17 protein-coding genes and 1 pseudogene are annotated in these 16586 nt (G+C 72.3%); 12 read left to right on the top strand and 6 right to left on the bottom strand.

Annotated features, from left to right (window positions below; genetic code table 11):
• Positions 1 to 47: 47 nt before the first annotated feature.
• Both Q0994_RS07205 and Q0994_RS07200 read right to left on the bottom strand, forming a co-directional pair.
• Positions 48 to 1061 (bottom strand): aldo/keto reductase, encoded by a 1014-nt coding sequence (locus tag Q0994_RS07205; protein ID WP_299530500.1) that lies wholly within the window; start codon positions 1059 to 1061, stop codon positions 48 to 50.
• Positions 1061 to 1537 carry a MerR family transcriptional regulator gene (locus Q0994_RS07200; RefSeq protein ID WP_299530498.1) on the bottom strand — a complete coding sequence of 159 codons (477 nt, stop codon included), beginning with the start codon at positions 1535 to 1537 and terminating at the stop codon, positions 1061 to 1063. Before Q0994_RS07200 ends, Q0994_RS07205 begins: the two co-directional genes overlap by 1 nt.
• A 111-nt stretch (positions 1538 to 1648) precedes the next feature.
• Here Q0994_RS07200 and Q0994_RS07195 point away from each other — a divergent pair, with 111 nt between their 5' ends.
• The gene (locus tag Q0994_RS07195; protein WP_299530496.1) at positions 1649 to 2467 is read left to right on the top strand and encodes a serine hydrolase; all 819 of its coding nucleotides are present in this window, start codon (positions 1649 to 1651) and stop codon (positions 2465 to 2467) included.
• 29 nt (positions 2468 to 2496) lie between these two features.
• On the opposite strand, the pseudogene Q0994_RS07190 reads toward Q0994_RS07195, so the two are convergent.
• Positions 2497 to 2847 (bottom strand): annotated as a pseudogene (locus Q0994_RS07190) (ATP-binding protein); the annotation flags it as partial.
• Between the two features lie 192 nt (positions 2848 to 3039).
• Between Q0994_RS07190 and Q0994_RS07185 the strand changes: the two are divergent.
• The 3 genes from Q0994_RS07185 (at position 3040) to Q0994_RS07175 (ending at position 4383) form a co-directional block, all read left to right on the top strand.
• Entirely contained in the window at positions 3040 to 3864 is an 825-nt protein-coding gene (locus Q0994_RS07185; protein WP_299530493.1) for a helix-turn-helix transcriptional regulator, read from the top strand.
• Entirely contained in the window at positions 3848 to 4042 is a 195-nt protein-coding gene (locus Q0994_RS07180) for a DUF397 domain-containing protein (protein ID WP_299530491.1), read from the top strand. Before Q0994_RS07185 ends, Q0994_RS07180 begins: the two co-directional genes overlap by 17 nt.
• 77 nt (positions 4043 to 4119) lie before the next feature.
• The gene (locus Q0994_RS07175; protein ID WP_299530489.1) at positions 4120 to 4383 is read left to right on the top strand and encodes a DUF397 domain-containing protein; all 264 of its coding nucleotides are present in this window, start codon (positions 4120 to 4122) and stop codon (positions 4381 to 4383) included.
• Between the two features lie 66 nt (positions 4384 to 4449).
• Here the strand turns inward: Q0994_RS07175 and Q0994_RS07170 are convergent, their stop codons facing one another.
• Positions 4450 to 5136, bottom strand: a complete 687-nt coding sequence (locus tag Q0994_RS07170) for a pirin family protein (protein ID WP_299530486.1) — start codon at positions 5134 to 5136, stop codon at positions 4450 to 4452.
• A 150-nt stretch (positions 5137 to 5286) separates the two neighbouring features.
• On the opposite strand from Q0994_RS07170, the gene Q0994_RS07165 reads away from it, so the two are divergent.
• The 5 genes from Q0994_RS07165 (at position 5287) to fabF (ending at position 10157) form a co-directional block, all read left to right on the top strand.
• Positions 5287 to 6486, top strand: a complete 1200-nt coding sequence (locus Q0994_RS07165; protein WP_299530483.1) for a CdaR family transcriptional regulator — start codon at positions 5287 to 5289, stop codon at positions 6484 to 6486.
• Positions 6487 to 6575: 89 nt separating this feature from the next.
• Positions 6576 to 7490 (top strand): ACP S-malonyltransferase, encoded by a 915-nt coding sequence (locus Q0994_RS07160; RefSeq protein WP_299530481.1) that lies wholly within the window; start codon positions 6576 to 6578, stop codon positions 7488 to 7490.
• 13 nt (positions 7491 to 7503) lie between these two features.
• Positions 7504 to 8505 carry a ketoacyl-ACP synthase III gene (locus Q0994_RS07155; protein ID WP_299530478.1) on the top strand — a complete coding sequence of 334 codons (1002 nt, stop codon included), beginning with the start codon at positions 7504 to 7506 and terminating at the stop codon, positions 8503 to 8505.
• Positions 8506 to 8568: 63 nt separating this feature from the next.
• Complete coding sequence (locus Q0994_RS07150; RefSeq protein ID WP_266807180.1) at positions 8569 to 8817, top strand: acyl carrier protein; 249 nt, start codon at positions 8569 to 8571, stop codon at positions 8815 to 8817.
• 77 nt (positions 8818 to 8894) lie between these two features.
• Complete coding sequence (gene fabF, locus Q0994_RS07145) at positions 8895 to 10157, top strand: beta-ketoacyl-ACP synthase II (protein ID WP_299530474.1); 1263 nt, start codon at positions 8895 to 8897, stop codon at positions 10155 to 10157.
• Positions 10158 to 10333: 176 nt separating this feature from the next.
• Here the strand turns inward: fabF and Q0994_RS07140 are convergent, their stop codons facing one another.
• Positions 10334 to 10828 carry a DUF3145 domain-containing protein gene (locus tag Q0994_RS07140; protein ID WP_299530472.1) on the bottom strand — a complete coding sequence of 165 codons (495 nt, stop codon included), beginning with the start codon at positions 10826 to 10828 and terminating at the stop codon, positions 10334 to 10336.
• A gap of 381 nt (positions 10829 to 11209) precedes the next feature.
• On the opposite strand from Q0994_RS07140, the gene Q0994_RS07135 reads away from it, so the two are divergent.
• Together Q0994_RS07135 and Q0994_RS07130 are read left to right on the top strand one after the other, a co-directional pair.
• Positions 11210 to 12142, top strand: a complete 933-nt coding sequence (locus tag Q0994_RS07135) for an SGNH/GDSL hydrolase family protein (protein WP_299530470.1) — start codon at positions 11210 to 11212, stop codon at positions 12140 to 12142.
• An 11-nt stretch (positions 12143 to 12153) separates the two neighbouring features.
• Complete coding sequence (locus Q0994_RS07130; protein ID WP_299530468.1) at positions 12154 to 13146, top strand: aldose epimerase family protein; 993 nt, start codon at positions 12154 to 12156, stop codon at positions 13144 to 13146.
• Between the two features lie 67 nt (positions 13147 to 13213).
• Here the strand turns inward: Q0994_RS07130 and Q0994_RS07125 are convergent, their stop codons facing one another.
• Positions 13214 to 15724, bottom strand: coding sequence for a glycoside hydrolase family 3 C-terminal domain-containing protein (locus Q0994_RS07125; protein ID WP_299530466.1), 2511 nt, complete (start codon positions 15722 to 15724; stop codon positions 13214 to 13216).
• A gap of 194 nt (positions 15725 to 15918) precedes the next feature.
• Here Q0994_RS07125 and Q0994_RS07120 point away from each other — a divergent pair, with 194 nt between their 5' ends.
• The gene (locus Q0994_RS07120; protein ID WP_299530464.1) at positions 15919 to 16539 is read left to right on the top strand and encodes a TetR/AcrR family transcriptional regulator; all 621 of its coding nucleotides are present in this window, start codon (positions 15919 to 15921) and stop codon (positions 16537 to 16539) included.
• Positions 16540 to 16586 lie beyond the last annotated feature (47 nt).

The following is a 16586-nucleotide window of genomic DNA, read 5'->3' as shown; positions in this document are numbered from 1 at the left end:
GCCCGGAGGGCAGCCCGCCGGAGCCCTTCGCAGGGTTTGCGTCGCACCTACTCCCGCGCCGCCGACGTGCTGCTCATGTCGGGGTAGCGGTCGCCGGCGACCTTGCCCGCGATGGGCTCCAACTCGGCGAGTTCGGCGTCGGTGAGGGTCAGAGCGACCGCGCCGACGTTCTCCATCAGGCGGCTGCGCTTGCGGGTGCCGGGAATCGGGACGACGGCGATGTCGTAGGTACGGGCCCGGTGGTGGACCCAGGACAGCGCCACCTGGGCGGGGGTCGCTCCGTGCGCCTGCGCGATGCGGCGGACCGGCTCCAGGAGGGCGGCGTTGGTCTTGGCGTTCTCACCGGTGAACCGGGGCTGGTACGCCCGGAAGTCGTCGGGTCCGAGGTCCTTGCCCGCGTCCGCGAAGGCGCCCGTGAGGAACCCCCGGCCCAGCGGGGAGTAGGGCACGAGGGAGACGTTGCGCTCGACGGCCGCCGGCACCGCGCTGATCTCCACGTCCCGGCTGAAGATCGACCACTCGGACTGGAGAGCCGCGATCGGGTGCACCGCGTACGCCTCGTGCAGTTCGGCACCGGTCACCTCGCTGAGCCCGAGGTGCTTGACCTTGCCCTCGCGCACCAACTCGGCCATCGCGCCCACGGATTCGGCGAACGGGACCTGCGGGTCGCGTCGGTGCATGTAGTAGAGGTCGATCACGTCGGTGCCGAGCCGGCGCAGGCTCGCCTCGACCGCCTGCTTGATGTAGGCGGGGTCGTTGCGCAGCCCTCGGTAGTGCGGGTCGTCGGTCCGCTCGACGGCGAACTTGGTGGCGAGGGTGATCTCGTCCCGGTGCGCGGCGACGAACGGGGCGAGGAACTCCTCGTTGGCGCCGCGCCCGTATATGTCGGCGGTGTCGAACAGGGTGACGCCCGCCTCCAGCGCCGCCTCCAGGGTGTCGCGGGCGGCCGCCTCGTCGGTCTTTCCGTAGAACTCGCTCATGCCCATGCAGCCGAGGCCCTGGATGCCCACCAGGGGACCGTCGGAGCCGAGCCGTACGAGAGGAAGTTTGCTGTCCGTCATCAGTCACACGGCCTTTCGGGCGCCTTGCGGGCGCTCGCATAGAAGTCGATCTTGTGGTCCAGGACGGCGAGGGTGTCGCGGAGTTCCGCGATCCGCGCCGTGACGTCGCGACGGGTCGCCTCCAGCAGTTCCTGCCGCTGTTCGAAGGTGTGCTCGCCCTCGCGGAGCAGTTCCGCGTACCGCACCATGTCCGCGACCGGCATCCCTGTCAGTCTGAGCTTGCCGACGAAACCGAGCCAGTCGAGGTCACGCTCGGTGAACCGCCGTTGCCCGGTGTGCGACCGGTCAACGTGCGGCATCAGCCCGATCCGCTCGTACCAGCGCAGGGTGTGCGCGGAGAGCCCGGTGGCGGCGGCGACCTCGCTGATGGTGTAGCCGCCCCGCCGCCCGGGTTCGAGCGACGGTGGAGCGGCCCGCCGCCGGCAGTCGGCCGTGGTCGCCCCGGACATGCTCTGCGTCACCGTCATGCCCTCCACGCTAGAACCTTCGAGTGCACTCCAAGCAAGTGCCTCCATGGCACCGTCCCGCCCGCGCCCACGTCCGGCGCCCCGTACGCCTCCCCGACCCGGCCGTCTAGGCTCGTACGCATGCAGAGTCTGGCGATGATCGAGAACTGGCCCGTCCCCACCGCCGCGGCGGCCGTCGTACGCGCGGACGGCACGGTCCTCGGCACACACGGCCCGACCGGCCACCGCTTCCCCCTGGCCTCGGTCACCAAGCCGATCGCGGCGTACGCGGTACTGGTGGCGTACGAGGAAGGGGCCGTCGAACTGGACGAGCCGGCCGGCCCCGAAGGCTCCACCGTCCGCCACCTGCTCGCCCACACCAGCGGGCTGGCCTTCGACGAGCACCGGGCGACCGCCGCCCCCGGCACCCGCCGCCTCTACTCCAACGCCGGTTTCGAGGTGCTCGGCGAGCACCTCGCCAAGGCGTCCGGCATCCCGTTCCCGCAGTACGTGCGCGAGGCGGTGCTCGAACCGCTCGGTATGACGGCGACGGCACTGGAGGGCTCGCCCGCCAAGGACGGCGTCTCCACCGTGGACGACCTCGTCCGGTTCGTCGCCGAGGTGCAGGCCCCCCGGCTGCTCGACCCGCGCACCGTGCTGGAGGCACAGACCGTGGTGCATCCGGGGCTCAAGGGCGTGCTGCCGGGCTACGGCCACCAGAACCCCAACGACTGGGGCCTCGGCTTCGAGATCCGCGACTCCAAGTCCCCGCACTGGACCGGGAACACGTCCTCGCCCGCGACCTTCGGCCACTTCGGTCAGTCCGGCACGTTCTTCTGGATCGACCCGGTGGCGGGCGCAGCCTGCGTCGCCCTGACCGACCGCGCCTTCGGACCGTGGGCGGCGGAGGCGTGGACGCCGTTCACGGACGCGGTGCTGGCCGAGCTCTCGGCCAGGTAACCGCCGGTATCGGCGGTCCGTCCGGCGGCCAGGCACTCGAACCACACTGTCTTCCCGCCGCCGACCGGACGCTCCTCCACGCCCCACGCGTCGGTCACGGCGTCGAGCAGCACCAGCCCCCTGCCGCCCTCGGCCAGCAGGTCACCGTCGGTGACCGGCCGGGGCAGCTCGGGGCCGCCGTCCGTCACCTCCACCCGCACACCGCCCTCCGGCAGCAGGATGATCAGGGTCTGGCAGCGGCGGTCGGGGACGTGCCGCACGACGTTCGCGATGAGTTCGGTGAGCGCCAGTTCGGCCGCCTCCGCGACGGCGAGCAGCTCCCATCCCTTGAGGTAGAGGCGCAGGATGCGGCGCAGATGCCGGGCCGAGTGTTCGGCGATGGCGAACTCGCCACGGTAGACCGGGTCCCCGTGCCTTCGCGACTGCGAGGGGGATACATCACCGGAGCGCCGGTCGAAGAACACCGAAGCGGCAGTTACGTGATTCATGTCACCAGCGTGCAGCAGAACGACTACGCTCGGCTACCTACTGAACCTAACGCCGCGAGGCGTTGGACGTCGGAGGTCCCCCCGGTGGTCAACATCCAGTCGCTCGACCCCGCCGCGTCCCCGCTGGACTTCTACGGCTGGGAACTGCGCCGCCAACGCGAGGCCGCCGGTCTCACCCAGGACCGCCTGGGCGAGATCATCTTCTGCACGGGCTCGTTGATCGGCCAGATCGAGACGACGAAGAAGCTGCCCACCCGCGACTTCTCCGAACGCGCCGACGCCGCACTCGGCACCGGCGGGGTCTTCTCCCGCCTCGTCGGACTCGTCCTGCGCAGCCAACTCCCCACCTGGTTCCAGGCGTACGCGGAGATGGAGGCCCGCGCCACGTACATCTCCACCTACCAGGCGCAGTTGGTCTACGGGCTGCTACAGACGGAGGAGTACGCGCGGGCACTGATCAGCGTGGACCACCCGGTCAAAGCGGATGAGATGGTGGCCGCCAGGATGGACCGCCAGCGCATCCTGCAACGAGAGCAGCCTCCGGCCCTATGGGTCCTGCTGAGTGAAGCCGCACTATTCCAGGAGGTCGGTGGGCATGGTGTTATGCGAAGACAACTGAGCCGGTTGTTGGACTTTCGTGATGCCCCATGGGTTCAGATTCAGGTTCTACCGTTTTCGATCGGCCAGCACACAGGGATGATGGGCACGTTCAATCTCCTCAGGTTTGAAGATGACCCTGATCTGTTCTACGTGGACAGCTATGACCAGGGTCATATGACCGCCAACCCGCAAGTGATCAGGGAGCGTTCAGTGGGCTACGCTCGCCTGCAAGCGGCAGCTCTCTCCCCCGAGAGCTCTGCGGCCCTGATCGCACGCGTGATGGAGGAACGGTATGGGGCACAGTCCTGATCTGACGGACGCGCAGTGGTGCACATCGTCGTACAGCGGGACCAACGGCGGCGACTGCGTCGAGGTGGCTGCCAACCTCACCGGCATCGTCCCCGTCCGCGACAGCAAAAACCCCACCGGGCCCGTCGTCGCCGTGGGCGCTGACGCCTGGACCGCTTTCGTGGACGGGCTCCGGTAGGTACGACCCGCCGCGCCCGATTACTCCTCAGCCGGGCGGGGCAGCATCGCCTCCTCACCTCACTGAGGAGCGACGTGATGAACGCACCGGACCCGAGCAAGGCGCAGTGGCGCACGTCGAGTTACAGCGGCAACACCGGCGGCGAGTGCGTCGAGTGCACCGTCTCCGGCGGGGCCACGTGGCGGAAGTCCACCCACAGCGGTAGCACCGGCGGTGAATGCGTCGAGGTGGCTGCCAACCTCACCGGCATCGTCCCCGTCCGCGACAGCAAGAACCCCACCGGGCCCGTCGTCGCCGTGGGCGCTGACGCCTGGACCGCTTTCGTGGACGGGCTCCGATAGGTACGACCCGCCACTCGGACGTGCCCACCCGGACCTGCCGACCCGGGCGCGCCGCTCCGGGTGCCCTCACACCCCGCCCAGCTCCCACACCAGCACCTCGGCACCCTCCACCGCCTCGGCCCTGTCCGCCCCTTCCGCCGCCTCCAGCTCCAGCCCCGACGCGTCGGTGATCCGCGCCGAGTCGCCCGGTCCCAGCTCCTGGCCCGCCAGCAGCACCCGGCCGCGTACGACATGGACGTAGAGACCCGCAGCGTCCGGCACCCAGGCGCGTTCGCCCGCCGCGAGCCGGCGGACGTGCAGCATCGCGCCCGCGTCGGGCAGGGCGTAGGGGGTGGAGTCGGCGATACCGGGGACGTGGGCGTAGGACGGTTCGCCGCCCGCCTCCAGCGGGGCGAGCCACATCTGGACGAACGTCAACGGGACGTCCTTGTCGTTGCGTTCGACGTGCCGGACACCGGCGGCGGCGCTCAGGTGCTGGACGTCTCCGGCGCGTACGCGGGTGGTGTGGCCGGCCGAGTCGCGGTGGGTCAGCTCGCCCTCGGCCACCCACGTGACGATCTCGGTGTGGCTGTGCGGGTGTTCGTCGAAACCGGCCCCCGGGGCCAGGCGTTCCTCGTTGCAGGCGAGGATCGCGCCGAAGCGGAGGTTGTCCGGATCGTAGAAGGAGCCGAAGGAGAAGGCGTGGCGGGAGGAGATCCCGGCGTCCTCGTCCCCGCCCGCGTACCGCTCGTCGGCGCGATGTACGGAAATCACACGACCACGGTAGTCCTGTCCCGCCCGGCCCGTCCGGCCGCCCGCGCACCGGGGGGGCGTACGGCGGACCGGGCGCGTCCGGGCCCCGCTCCCCCGGCCCGCGTCGCCCCGCCCCACCGGACCGCCGGACCGATAAGGCAGTCTTGTGCTGTGCCCCGACCCGATCCCGCGCAGCCCGCTGCCAACAACACCCACCCGCATACCGCGACCCTGAAGCGGCTGGAGCAGTCCTCCGGCCGGCTGGCCGCGAACGCGATCGCCCGCATGGACGAGACGCTGCCGTGGTACCGGGCGATGCCGCCGGAGAACCGGTCCTGGATCGGCCTGGTCGCCCAGGCCGGTATCGCCGCGTTCACCGAGTGGTTCCGGCATCCGGAGACCCCGCAGGCCATCTCCACCGACGTCTTCGGCACCGCGCCCCGCGAGCTGACCCGGGCGATCACGCTCCGGCAGACCGTGGAGATGGTGCGGACGACGATCGAGGTCATGGAGACGGCGATCGACGAGGTCGCGGCGCCCGGCGACGAGTCGGTGCTGCGCGAGGCGCTTCTCGTGTACGCCCGTGAGATCGCCTTCGCCACCGCCCAGGTCTACGCGCAGGCCGCCGAGGCGCGCGGAGCGTGGGACGCCCGGCTGGAGTCGCTGGTGGTCAACGCCGTGCTGTCGGGCGAGGCGGACGAGGGGGCCGTGTCCCGCGCCTCGGCGCTCGGCTGGAACGCCCCCGAGCACGTCTGCGTGGTCCTCGGCACCGCCCCCGACGGGGACAGCGAGCTGACCGTCGAGGCGATCCGCCGGGCCGCGCGCGGCGCGAAGCTCCAGGTGCTGACCGGGGTGCTCGGCAACCGCCTGGTGGTGATCGCCGGCGGCAGCGACAACCCGCTGCGGGTCGCCAAGAGCGTGATCGGCCCGTACGCGGCGGGGCCGGTGGTTGCCGGGCCCGTGGTGCCGGACCTGCTGGCCGCGACCCGGTCCGCGCAGGCCGCCGCCGCCGGGATGAAGGCGTGCGCGGCCTGGCAGGACGCGCCGAGGCCGGTGCTGGCCGACGACGTGCTGCCGGAGCGCGCGATGGCCGGCGACCCCGCCGCCCGCGACCAGTTGGTGGAGGAGATCTACAGACCGCTGGAAGAGGCGGGGTCCGCGCTGCTGGAGACGCTGAGTGTCTACCTGGAACAGGCCAGCAGCCTGGAGGGCGCGGCGAGGATGCTCTTCGTCCACCCCAACACCGTGCGCTACCGGCTGCGACGTGTGACTGACGTCACCGGGTGGTCGCCGTCCGACGTGCGGTCCGCCTTCACCCTGCGAATCGCCCTCATCCTGGGGCGCTTGGCCGCGGCGGAGACGCAGTCCTAGACTTTTGTCGGTATTCAACAATTCCCCCGACGGTTCTTCGTCCCTGTCCCCACGGGCATGCGGGCCCGTCCGCAAGAGAGAGTGTGAGGGTGCTCGTACTCGTCGCTCCCGGCCAAGGCGCTCAGACGCCCGGCTTCCTGACTCCCTGGCTCGAACTGCCCGGCGCCACCGACCGCGTCGCGGCGTGGTCCGACGCGATCGGGCTCGACCTCGTCCACTACGGCACCAAGGCCGACGCCGACGAGATCCGTGACACCGCGGTGGCGCAGCCGCTGCTGGTAGCCGCCGGTCTCCTGTCGGCCTCCGCCCTCGACGCCTCCCCCGGTGTCGTCGCAGGTCACAGCGTCGGTGAGATCACCGCTTCGGTGTTCGCCGGCGTCCTCGGCGCCGAGGCCGCGCTGCGCTTCGTGCGGACCCGCGGGCTCGCCATGGCCGAGGCCGCCGCGGTGACCGAGACCGGGATGGCCGCACTGCTGGGCGGCGACCCCGAGGTCACCGTCCCGCACCTGGAGAAGCTGGGGCTGACCCCCGCCAACGTGAACGGCGGCGGGCAGATCGTGGCCGCCGGGACGGCCGAGCAGATCGCCGCGCTCGCCGAGGACAAGCCGGAGGGCGTGCGCCGCGTGGTGCCGCTGAAGGTCGCCGGCGCGTTCCACACGCACCACATGGCCCCGGCCGTGGAGCGGCTGCGCGCCGCCGCCGCGGACCTGTCGCCCGCCGACCCGTCCGTGACCTACGTGTCCAACGCCGACGGTGAGACGGTGGCCACCGGCGCCGAGGTCCTGACGCGGCTGGTCGGCCAGGTCGCCAACCCGGTCCGCTGGGACCTGTGCATGGAGACCTTCCAGCGGCTGGGTGTCACGGCACTCATCGAGGTGTGCCCCGGCGGTACCCTCACCGGGCTCGCCAAGCGCGCGCTGCCCGGTGTCAAGACTCTCGCGCTCAAGACCCCCGACGACCTCGATGCCGCCCGCGCGCTCGTGTCCGAGCTCGCGGGCGCCTAAGGAGCACGCGAGCATGTCGAAGATCAAGCCCAGCAAGGGCGCCCCGTACGCACGGATCATGGGGGTCGGCGGCTACCGCCCGACCCGTGTGGTGCCCAACGAGGTGATCCTCGAGACGATCGACTCGTCCGACGAGTGGATCCGCTCCCGTTCCGGCATCGCGACCCGCCACTGGGCCTCCGAGGAGGAGACCGTGTCGGCGATGTCGGTGGAGGCGTCGGGCAAGGCCATCGCCGACGCCGGGATCGACCCGGAGCAGATCGGCGCCGTCGTCGTCTCGACGGTGTCGCACTTCGCGCAGACCCCGGCGATCGCCACCGACATCGCGCACAAGATCGGGGCGGGCAAGCCCGCCGCCTTCGACATCTCGGCCGGCTGCGCGGGCTTCGGCTACGGCCTGACCCTCGCCAAGGGCATGATCGTCGAGGGCTCGGCCGAGTACGTGCTGGTCATCGGCGTGGAGCGGCTGAGCGACCTCACCGACCTGAACGACCGTGCCACGGCGTTCCTGTTCGGCGACGGCGCGGGCGCGGTCGTCGTCGGCCCCTCCAAGGAGCCGGCCATCGGCCCGACCGTGTGGGGTTCCGAGGGCGACAAGTCCGGGACGATCAAGCAGACCGTGGCGTGGGACGTGTTCCACGCCGAGCGGCCGGAGAAGTTCCCCGCGATCACGCAGGAGGGCCAGGCGGTCTTCCGCTGGGCCGTCTTCGAGATGGCGAAGGTCGCCCAGCAGGCGCTGGACGCCGCCGGGATCTCGCCGCAAGACCTGGACGTCTTCATTCCGCACCAGGCCAACATGCGGATCATCGACTCGATGGTGAAGACCCTGAAACTGCCGGAGCACGTCACCGTCGCACGCGACGTGGAGACCACCGGCAACACGTCCGCCGCCTCGATCCCGCTCGCGATGGAGCGGCTCCTGGCGACCGGTCAGGCGAAGAGCGGCGACACCGCGCTCGTCATCGGCTTCGGGGCGGGTCTCGTGTACGCCGCGACGGTCGTTACTCTCCCCTAGGCACAACCGGACCTTCCGGTCCGGACGTCCGAACCCAGCAGATAAACACCGAAGGAGCGCCACATGGCCGCCACCCAGGAAGAGATCGTCACCGGTCTCGCCGAGATCGTCAACGAGATCGCCGGTATCCCGGTCGAGGACGTCAAGCTGGACAAGTCCTTCACCGACGACCTGGACGTCGACTCGCTGTCCATGGTCGAGGTCGTCGTCGCCGCCGAGGAGCGCTTCGACGTCAAGATCCCCGACGAGGACGTCAAGAACCTCAAGACGGTCGGCGACGCCGCCGACTACATCCTGAAGCACCAGGGCTGACCCCAGTCCGTCGTGTGTCGCCACCCGGCGGTGGCGCCGCTGATTCACGACCCTCTACACGTGGAGAAGATTTTCCAGTGAGCCCGACCAATCGCACCGTGGTCGTCACCGGTATCGGCGCAACCACTCCGCTGGGTGGCGACTCCGCATCGACCTGGGAAGGGCTGATGGCCGGTCGCTCCGGCGTCAAGCCCCTCGAAGGCGAGCGCTTCGCCGAACTGCCCGTCCGGATCGCCGCGACCGCGGCCGTCGACCCGGGCGACGTCCTGCCCCGGCCGCTCGCCCGCAAGCTGGACCGCTCGGCGCAGTTCGCGCTGATCGCGGCCCGTGAGGCGTGGGCGGACGCCGGTTTCACCGGCAAGGCCGGTGAGGACGAGAAGATCCGGCCCGAGCGCCTGGGGTCGGTCATCGCCTCCGGCATCGGCGGTGTGATCACCCTGCTCGACCAGTACGACGTGCTGAAGGAGAAGGGCGTACGCCGCGTCTCCCCGCACACCGTCCCCATGCTCATGCCGAACGGCCCGGCGGCCAACGTCGGCCTGGAGGTCAACGCCCAGGCCGGCGTGCACACTCCGGTCTCCGCGTGCGCGTCCGGCGCCGAGGCCATCGGCTACGCGGTCGAGATGATCCGTACGGGCCGTGCCGACGTGGTCGTCGCCGGTGGCACCGAGGCGGCCATCCACCCGCTGCCGATCGCCGCGTTCGCCAACATGATGGCGATGTCGAAGAACAACGACGATCCGCAGAAGGCCTCGCGCCCCTACGACACGGGCCGTGACGGCTTCGTGCTCGGCGAGGGCGCCGGCGTGGTCGTCCTGGAGTCGGCCGAGCACGCCGCCGCGCGCGGCGCCAAGGTCTACTGCGAGGTGCTGGGCCAGGGCCTGTCGGCCGACGCCCACCACATCGCGCAGCCGGAGCCGAGCGGTCGCGGTATCGCCGCCGCCCTGCAGAACCTGCTGGACTCCACCGACCTCAAGCCGTCGGAGGTCGTGCACCTCAACGCGCACGCCACCTCGACGCCGCAGGGCGACCTGGCCGAGGTGAAGGCGCTGCGCCAGGTCCTGGGCGACGACCTCGACCACATCGCGATCTCGGGCACCAAGTCGATGACGGGTCACCTGCTGGGCGGCGCCGGCGGCATCGAGACGGTGGCGACCGTCCTCGCGCTGCACCACCGGATGGCCCCGCCGACCATCAACATCGAGAACCTGGACGCGGACGTGGACGCCAACATCGTCCGCGACGCCCCCCAGGCGCTGCCGGAGGGATCGATCGCCGCGATCAACAACTCCTTCGGCTTCGGCGGCCACAACGTGGTGCTGGCCTTCCGCAGCGTCTGACGGTGCACGGCACCTCACGGTGCACGGCGCCCGACCGTTGGTCGGCGTCCGGTTCCAGCAGAACCGTTTGAGCCCGCCCCTCCCGGATCGTCTCCGGCAGGGGCGGGCTCGGTCGTGTGCGCGGGGCGCGGCGGACGGGCCGCCCCGGACGAGCCGGTGCCCGGACGGCCCGGCCCTCAGACGACCTGGTGGAGCCAGCGGACCGGGGCGCCCTCGCCGGCGTGCCGGAAGGACTCCAGTTCGTCGTCCCATGGCTTGCCGAGCAGTCGGGAGACCTCCGCACCGAGGTCGCTCTCGCCGGCCGCGGAGCGGGCGAGTGCGGCCCGCAGCCGGTCCTCGGGGACCAGGATGTCGCCGTGCATGCCGGTGACGGCGTGGAAGATGCCGAGCGTGGGGGTGGAGCTGTAGCGCTCGCCCTCGGCGGCGGGGGTGGGCTCGGCGGTCACCTCGAAGCGCAGCAGGTCCCAGCCGCGCAGCGCGGAGGCGAGCTGGGACGCCGTGCCCGCCGACGCCTGCCAGGAGAACTCGGACCGCCAGGTGCCGGGTGCGGCGGGCTGTCTGGTCCAGTCGAGCTGGACCCGCACGCCGAGCACGCCCGCCACCGCCCATTCGACGTGCGGGCACAGCGCGCGGGGTGCGGAGTGTACGTACAGGACTCCACGTGTCGTCACCGGAACCTCCCGTGTGGGACGAGGTACGCCTTCCCCAGCGGCCTCGCGCCCCTACCGCCTCTGCCTGGCCGTATCCCGGGTCTGTCCCCAGGGAACAGCATCGCGATTTGATCTCCAGGAAGGTGACAATATGTGACATGAGGTGATGTATCGCACTTACCACGCGGGGTGGGCGCGCTTACGTCACTGGTTCGACGGGAAAAAGCTACCGTGCCCGAGGGCCGGTTGGGTGACGTACGGTCGTCCTGGCCCCTTGAATCCGGCGCATTCACCCGCGGGTGCGCATCGCCGCCCCGACCTGCGGTTGCGGGTCGGCCGGGGGCACGGGCCATGGGCATAGACCAGGGAGTACGGAGGTCCGGAATGCCGGGCAGGACTGGAATGCCGGAATCGACCGGGCGGGCGGGGCGGCTGACGGGGCGTCGGCGCGGGCGCGTCGCGGCCGTGACGGCGGCGGCGCTGTCGCTCGCGGTGCTGGCGGGCTGCACGAGCGGCGGCGACGACGGTCCGAAGAGCGCCCCCGGAAGCGGCCGTCAGTCCGCCGGCGCCGCCGCCCCCGCCTCCGCGTGGAACCGGGAGCCGGCCTCGGTCGCGGCGGTCGGCGATTCCATGACCCGCGGCTTCGACGCCTGCTCGGTGCTGGCCGACTGCCCGGAGGTGTCGTGGGCGACGGGCACCGACGCCTCGGTCGACAGCCTCGCGCTCCGGCTGCTCGGCCCGGCGCACATCCGGACCCACAGCTGGAACCACGCGGTGTCCGGCGCGCGCATCGCGCAGTTGCCGGAGCAGATGGCGGCGGCGGCGAAGGACCGGCCCGGCCTGGTGACAGTGATGATCGGCGCCAACGACGCCTGCCGGGCCTCGGTGGACGTGATGACCCCGGTGGAGGACTTCCGCGCCTCCTTCGAGGCGTCGATGCGCGCGCTGCGGTCGGCAGCGCCGAAGACCCAGGTGTACGTGGCGAGCGTGCCCGACCTGCACCGGCTCTGGTCGACGGGGCGTCAGCACGACCTGGTCAAGAAGATCTGGGCGCTCGGCATCTGCACCTCGATGCTGGGCGACGCGGACGACCTCGGCGAAGCGGCCACGGCCCGCCGGTCGGCGGTGCGGGACCGGGTGATGGCCTACAACCAGGTGCTGCGCGAGGTCTGCGCCAAGGACGAGCTGTGCCGTCACGACGGCGGCGCGGTCTTCGACTACCCCTTCACCGGGGCGCAGCTCAGCACCTGGGACTGGTTCCACCCGGGCCGGGCCGGCCAGGCCCGGCTCGCTGAGATCGCCTACCGCGCGGTGACGGCGAGGGACCCGGCGTAAAGTCCGTGATCATGGAGACGAGTACGACCACGGACACGGACGGCTTCGGCGAGACGGCGGACGGCACGGCCGTCGAGCGCTGGACCCTGGAGCGGGAGGGCACCCGGGTGCGGGTGCTGACCTACGGCGGCATCCTGCAGTCCGTGCGGACGCCGGGCCGGGACGGGACGGCGGACGAGATCGCGCTCGGCCTGCCGGACCTCGCCGGGTACGTCGCCCACGCCGCGCCCTACTTCGGCGCGACGGTGGGCCGGTACGCCAACCGGATCGGGGGCAGCGCCTTCGAACTGGACGGGCGCACCTACGAGATCACCGCGAACGAGGGGCGCAACCACCTGCACGGCGGCGCGCGCGGCTTCGACAAGCGGGTCTGGGACGCGCGGGCGGTCGAGGACGGCGTGGAGCTGTCCCTGGTCGCCGAGGACGGCGAGGAGGGCTTCCCGGGGCGCCTCGCGGTCACGGTGACGTACCGCCTGGAGGCGGGCGGGGCACTGCGGATCGACTACCGGGCGACGACGGACGCGCCGACGGTGGTCAACCTCACCGACCACTCGTACTGGAACCTGGCGGGCGCCGGCAGCGGCAGCGCGCTCGGGCACGAGCTGCGGATCGCCGCCGGGCACTACACGCCGGTGGACGGCGAGTCGTTGCCGACCGGCGAGATCGCGCCGGTGGACGGGACCCGCTTCGACTTCCGCGCGGCGCGGCCGGTGGAGGCCGGGTACGACCACAACTACGTGCTGGACGCGCCCGGCGAGGGCGTCGCGGCGGAGCTGTACGACGCCGGGTCGGGCCGGGTGCTGACGGTGCGGACCACCGAGCCGGGTCTCCAGCTCTACACCGCCGACCACCTGGGCGAGGAGACGTTCGGGCCGTGCGGCGGGATCGCGCTGGAGACCCAGCACTTCCCCGACTCGCCGAACCGACCGGCGTTCCCGAGCACGGTGCTGCGGCCGGGCGAGGAATTCGCGTCCACGACGGTGTACGGCTTCTCGGTGCGCTGAGGGGGCCTGCGCCGGGGTACGGGCCGCGCGCCGGAGCGCGGGGCCCGTACCTGCGTGCGCCCGGCGGCTATCCCTTGACGTCCAGGGCGGCGGTCAGGGTGACGTCGGTGAGCGAGCGCGCCGCCCGGACCTCGTAGGTGCCGGGGACCAGCGTCCAGTCGCCCGCGGCCTCGTCCCAGATCTCGAAGGAGCGCCGCTCCAGCGGGACGGTGACCTCGACGCTCTCGCCGGGCGCCGCCTCGACCCGCGCGAATCCGGCGAGCCAGCGGGCCGGGCGGTCGGCGTCGGGGCTCTGCGGGGCGAGGTAGATCTGCACGATGTCGCCGCCGGGCCGGGTGCCGGTGTTGCGGACCCGGACGGTGGCCGACCCGGGCGTGAGGTCGAGCGCCTCGTGCTCCCAGGTGGTGTAGCCGAGGCCGTGGCCGAAGGGGTACGCGGGCCTGGCGCCGGCCTTGTCCCAGGCGCGGTAGCCGATGAAGACACCCTCGTCGTAGGGGAGTCGGCCGTCCGTGGGGGCGGTCCGGCGCACCGGGGCGTCGTCCAGGGCGACGGGCCAGGTGGTGGGGAGCCGGCCACCGGGCTCGGCGGTGCCGAGCAGGACGTCGACGAGTGCGGCGCCGCCCTCCTGGCCGGGGAACCAGCTCAGCAGCACGGCGGCCACCTCGTCGCGCCAGGGCAGTTCGACCGGTGACCCGGCGTTGACGACGACCACGGTGCGCGGGTTGGCGGCGGCCACCGCCCGTACCAGTGCGTCCTGGTGGCCGGGGAGCCGCAGGTCCTTGCGGTCGAAGCCCTCGGACTCCACCTGCTCGGTGGTGCCGACGACCACGACGGCGGTGCCGGCGGCGCGGGCGGCCTCCACGGCGTCGGCGATCAGCTCCCTCGGGTCGCGCTGCGGCCCGAGGTGGACGAGGGAGAACGCCACGCCCCGCAGAGGGAGTCCGCCGGTGGGCGGGACGACGCAGTGCAGCGAGACCGGGACCGGTTCGCCCGCGGTCAGGGTGGCCCGGCCGCGTTCGGCCAGCGAGCCGAAGATGGCCTCCATCGGGTCGTCGGCGGAGGCGGGGGTCTGGACGCCCTCGAAGAGGGTCTGGCCGTCGACTGCGAGCGTGAAGCCGCCGATGCCGCGGGTTCCGAAGGTGTGCTCGCCGCTCTCGCGCGGGGTGAAGGTGCCGGTGACCTCGACGCTGTGCAGCGTCTCGTAGTCGACGCCTTCGGGCAGGTCGGCGCCGATCCACTGGATCTGCCCGCCGTACAGCGGGGTGCTGCCGAGGACCGCCCCGGAGGCGTCGCGGCAGACCGCGGTCAGCTCGAAACCCTGCTCGGCGACGGCCAGTTCGGTGGCGGGGTCGGCTCCGACGGTGTAGCTGAGCGCGCCCTCGGGGAGCGCGGCGGTGAGTCCGTCGAGCGGGGAGACCACGTGGTCGGGGAAGACCTGGGCGGAGCCGCCGCCGAGGATCCGGGCGTCCCGGGCGAGCGCGCCGATCAGGGCCACGGAGCCGTCCGAGTCGGCGGAGCCGCCGGAGCCGCCGAGCGGCAGCACGCCGCCGGCGTTGCGGACCAGGACGAACGAGCGGCGGGCGATCTCGCGGGCCAGCGCGTCGCCGTCGACGGCCGCGGGCAGGTCTGCGGGGTCCACGGCGGGCGGCGCGCCGTCCAGGGCGCCGACCCGGGCGGCCAGCACCAGGATGTTGCGTACGGCGGTGTCGACGTCGCTCTCCTCGACCTCGCCCGCGCGGACGGCGGCGGCGAGCGCCGGTCCGTAGACGGTGTCGGGGCCGGGCATCGCGGCGTCGAGGCCGCCGCGGATCGCGGCGGCGGTGGAGCGGGCAGCGAGCCAGTCGGAGACGATGAAGCCGTCGAAGCCCCATTCGCCGCGCAGCACGACATTCTGCAGGTACCGGTGCTCGGTCATCGTGGAGCCGTTGACCTGGTTGTACGCCGCCATGATGCCCCAGGGGTGGGCGTTCTTGACGATCCGTTCGAAGGGGGCGAGATAGAGCTCGCGCAGCGGCCGGGGGGCGACGATGTTGTCGACGGTGAAGCGGTCGGTCTCGGCGTCGTTGGCGACGAAGTGCTTGACGGTGGTGCCCACGCCCCCTTCCTGCACGCCGCGCACGTAGCCGGAGCCGATCTCACCAGTGAGGAACGGGTCCTCGCTGTACGCCTCGAAGTGGCGTCCGCCGACGGGTGAGCGGTGCAGGTTGACCGTGGGCGCGAGGAGCACGTCGACGCCCTTGCGGCGGGCCTCCTGGGCGAGCAGCCGGCCGGCCCGGCGGGCGAGGGCCGGGTCCCAGGCGGCGGCCAGCGCGGTGGGCGAGGGCAGGGCGACCGACGGGTCCTCGGCGGTCCAGCGCACGCCCCGGACGCCGATGGGCCCGTCGGACATGACGAGGGAGCGCAGCCCGACCGACGGGGCCGCGGGCAGCGACCACATGTCCTGGCCGGCCAGCAGCCGGGCCTTGTCGTCGAGGCCGAGGGCGGCGAGCGCCGCGTCGACGGCCGCCTGCCGGGCCGCCTCCGCGGCACCGGTGTCGCGGGCGTTGCTGGGGTCACTGGATGTGGACGCGGCTGCCACGGCCGTACCTCCTGGTCATCGCGGGTGGGCAGGGGGGTGCCTGCCGGCCGGTCCACCGTCGGCGGTGGACCGGTCTCCATGGTGACTCGTTCACCAGTAGATCGGTAGGTTTCGTGACTGTTACGTAATATTCAGAGGGCCGGGATACCGTACGGTCCTGCCGACGGGGATCCACTGCGGGGAAGGAACGGGACATGGCACGGGCCAGGAGCGAGGAGCGCCGGGCGGAGATCCTGGCCGCCGCGCTCACGGTGATCGCGGAGCGGGGCTACCGCGGCGCGACGCTGGGCGCGGTCGCGGAGCGGGTGGGGCTCAGCCAGCAGGGGCTGCTGCACTACTTCCCCACCAAGGAGGCGCTGCTGGTCGCGGTGCTGGAGGACCGGGACCGCTGGGACACCGGCGGCGGCGCGGCGCGCGGCGGCGGCGCGTGGCGCCCCGACCTGCTGGCTTCCCTGGTGGAGTACAACGCGATGCGCCCCGGCGTCGTGCAGACCTTCTCGGCGCTGCTCGGCGAGAGCGTCACCGAGGACCATCCGGCGCGGGAGTTCTTCACCACCCGTTACGTCCAGGTCCGCGCCGACATGGCGGCCTCGCTGCGCGCGGAGTACGGCGAGGTGCTGCCCGGCGGGCTCACGCCGGAGCGGGCGGCGGTGCTGATGGTGGCGGTGCTGGACGGCTTGCAGTACCAGTGGCTGCTGGACCCGTCGGCGGTGGACATGCCGGCCGCGTTCCGGGACTTCCTGGAGCTGCTGGAGGGGCCGGGCGCGGCGGGGCGGGCGGCACGGCGGGACGGGGAAGCCGGAACGCGGGACTGAGCGGCCCCGAGACCCACCCCGCTCTCGCCCCCGCCCCGCTCTCGCCC

This window comes from uncultured Streptomyces sp. (assembly GCF_947488945.1).
Classification (GTDB): domain Bacteria; phylum Actinomycetota; class Actinomycetes; order Streptomycetales; family Streptomycetaceae; genus Streptomyces.
Note: the sequence above shows the minus strand (reverse complement) of the source record. Positions and strands in the feature narration are given on the sequence as shown.

Coding starts and splice junctions, on each gene's coding strand:
- Q0994_RS07205 (WP_299530500.1), bottom strand. CDS start 1,061: ATGACGGACAGCAAACTTCCTCTCGTACGGCTCGGCTCCGACGGTCCC.
- Q0994_RS07195 (WP_299530496.1), top strand. CDS start 1,649: ATGCAGAGTCTGGCGATGATCGAGAACTGGCCCGTCCCCACCGCCGCG.
- Q0994_RS07180 (WP_299530491.1), top strand. CDS start 3,848: ATGGGGCACAGTCCTGATCTGACGGACGCGCAGTGGTGCACATCGTCG.
- Q0994_RS07175 (WP_299530489.1), top strand. CDS start 4,120: ATGAACGCACCGGACCCGAGCAAGGCGCAGTGGCGCACGTCGAGTTAC.
- Q0994_RS07155 (WP_299530478.1), top strand. CDS start 7,504: ATGTCGAAGATCAAGCCCAGCAAGGGCGCCCCGTACGCACGGATCATG.
- Q0994_RS07150 (WP_266807180.1), top strand. CDS start 8,569: ATGGCCGCCACCCAGGAAGAGATCGTCACCGGTCTCGCCGAGATCGTC.
- Q0994_RS07135 (WP_299530470.1), top strand. CDS start 11,210: ATGCCGGAATCGACCGGGCGGGCGGGGCGGCTGACGGGGCGTCGGCGC.
- Q0994_RS07130 (WP_299530468.1), top strand. CDS start 12,154: ATGGAGACGAGTACGACCACGGACACGGACGGCTTCGGCGAGACGGCG.
- Q0994_RS07120 (WP_299530464.1), top strand. CDS start 15,919: ATGGCACGGGCCAGGAGCGAGGAGCGCCGGGCGGAGATCCTGGCCGCC.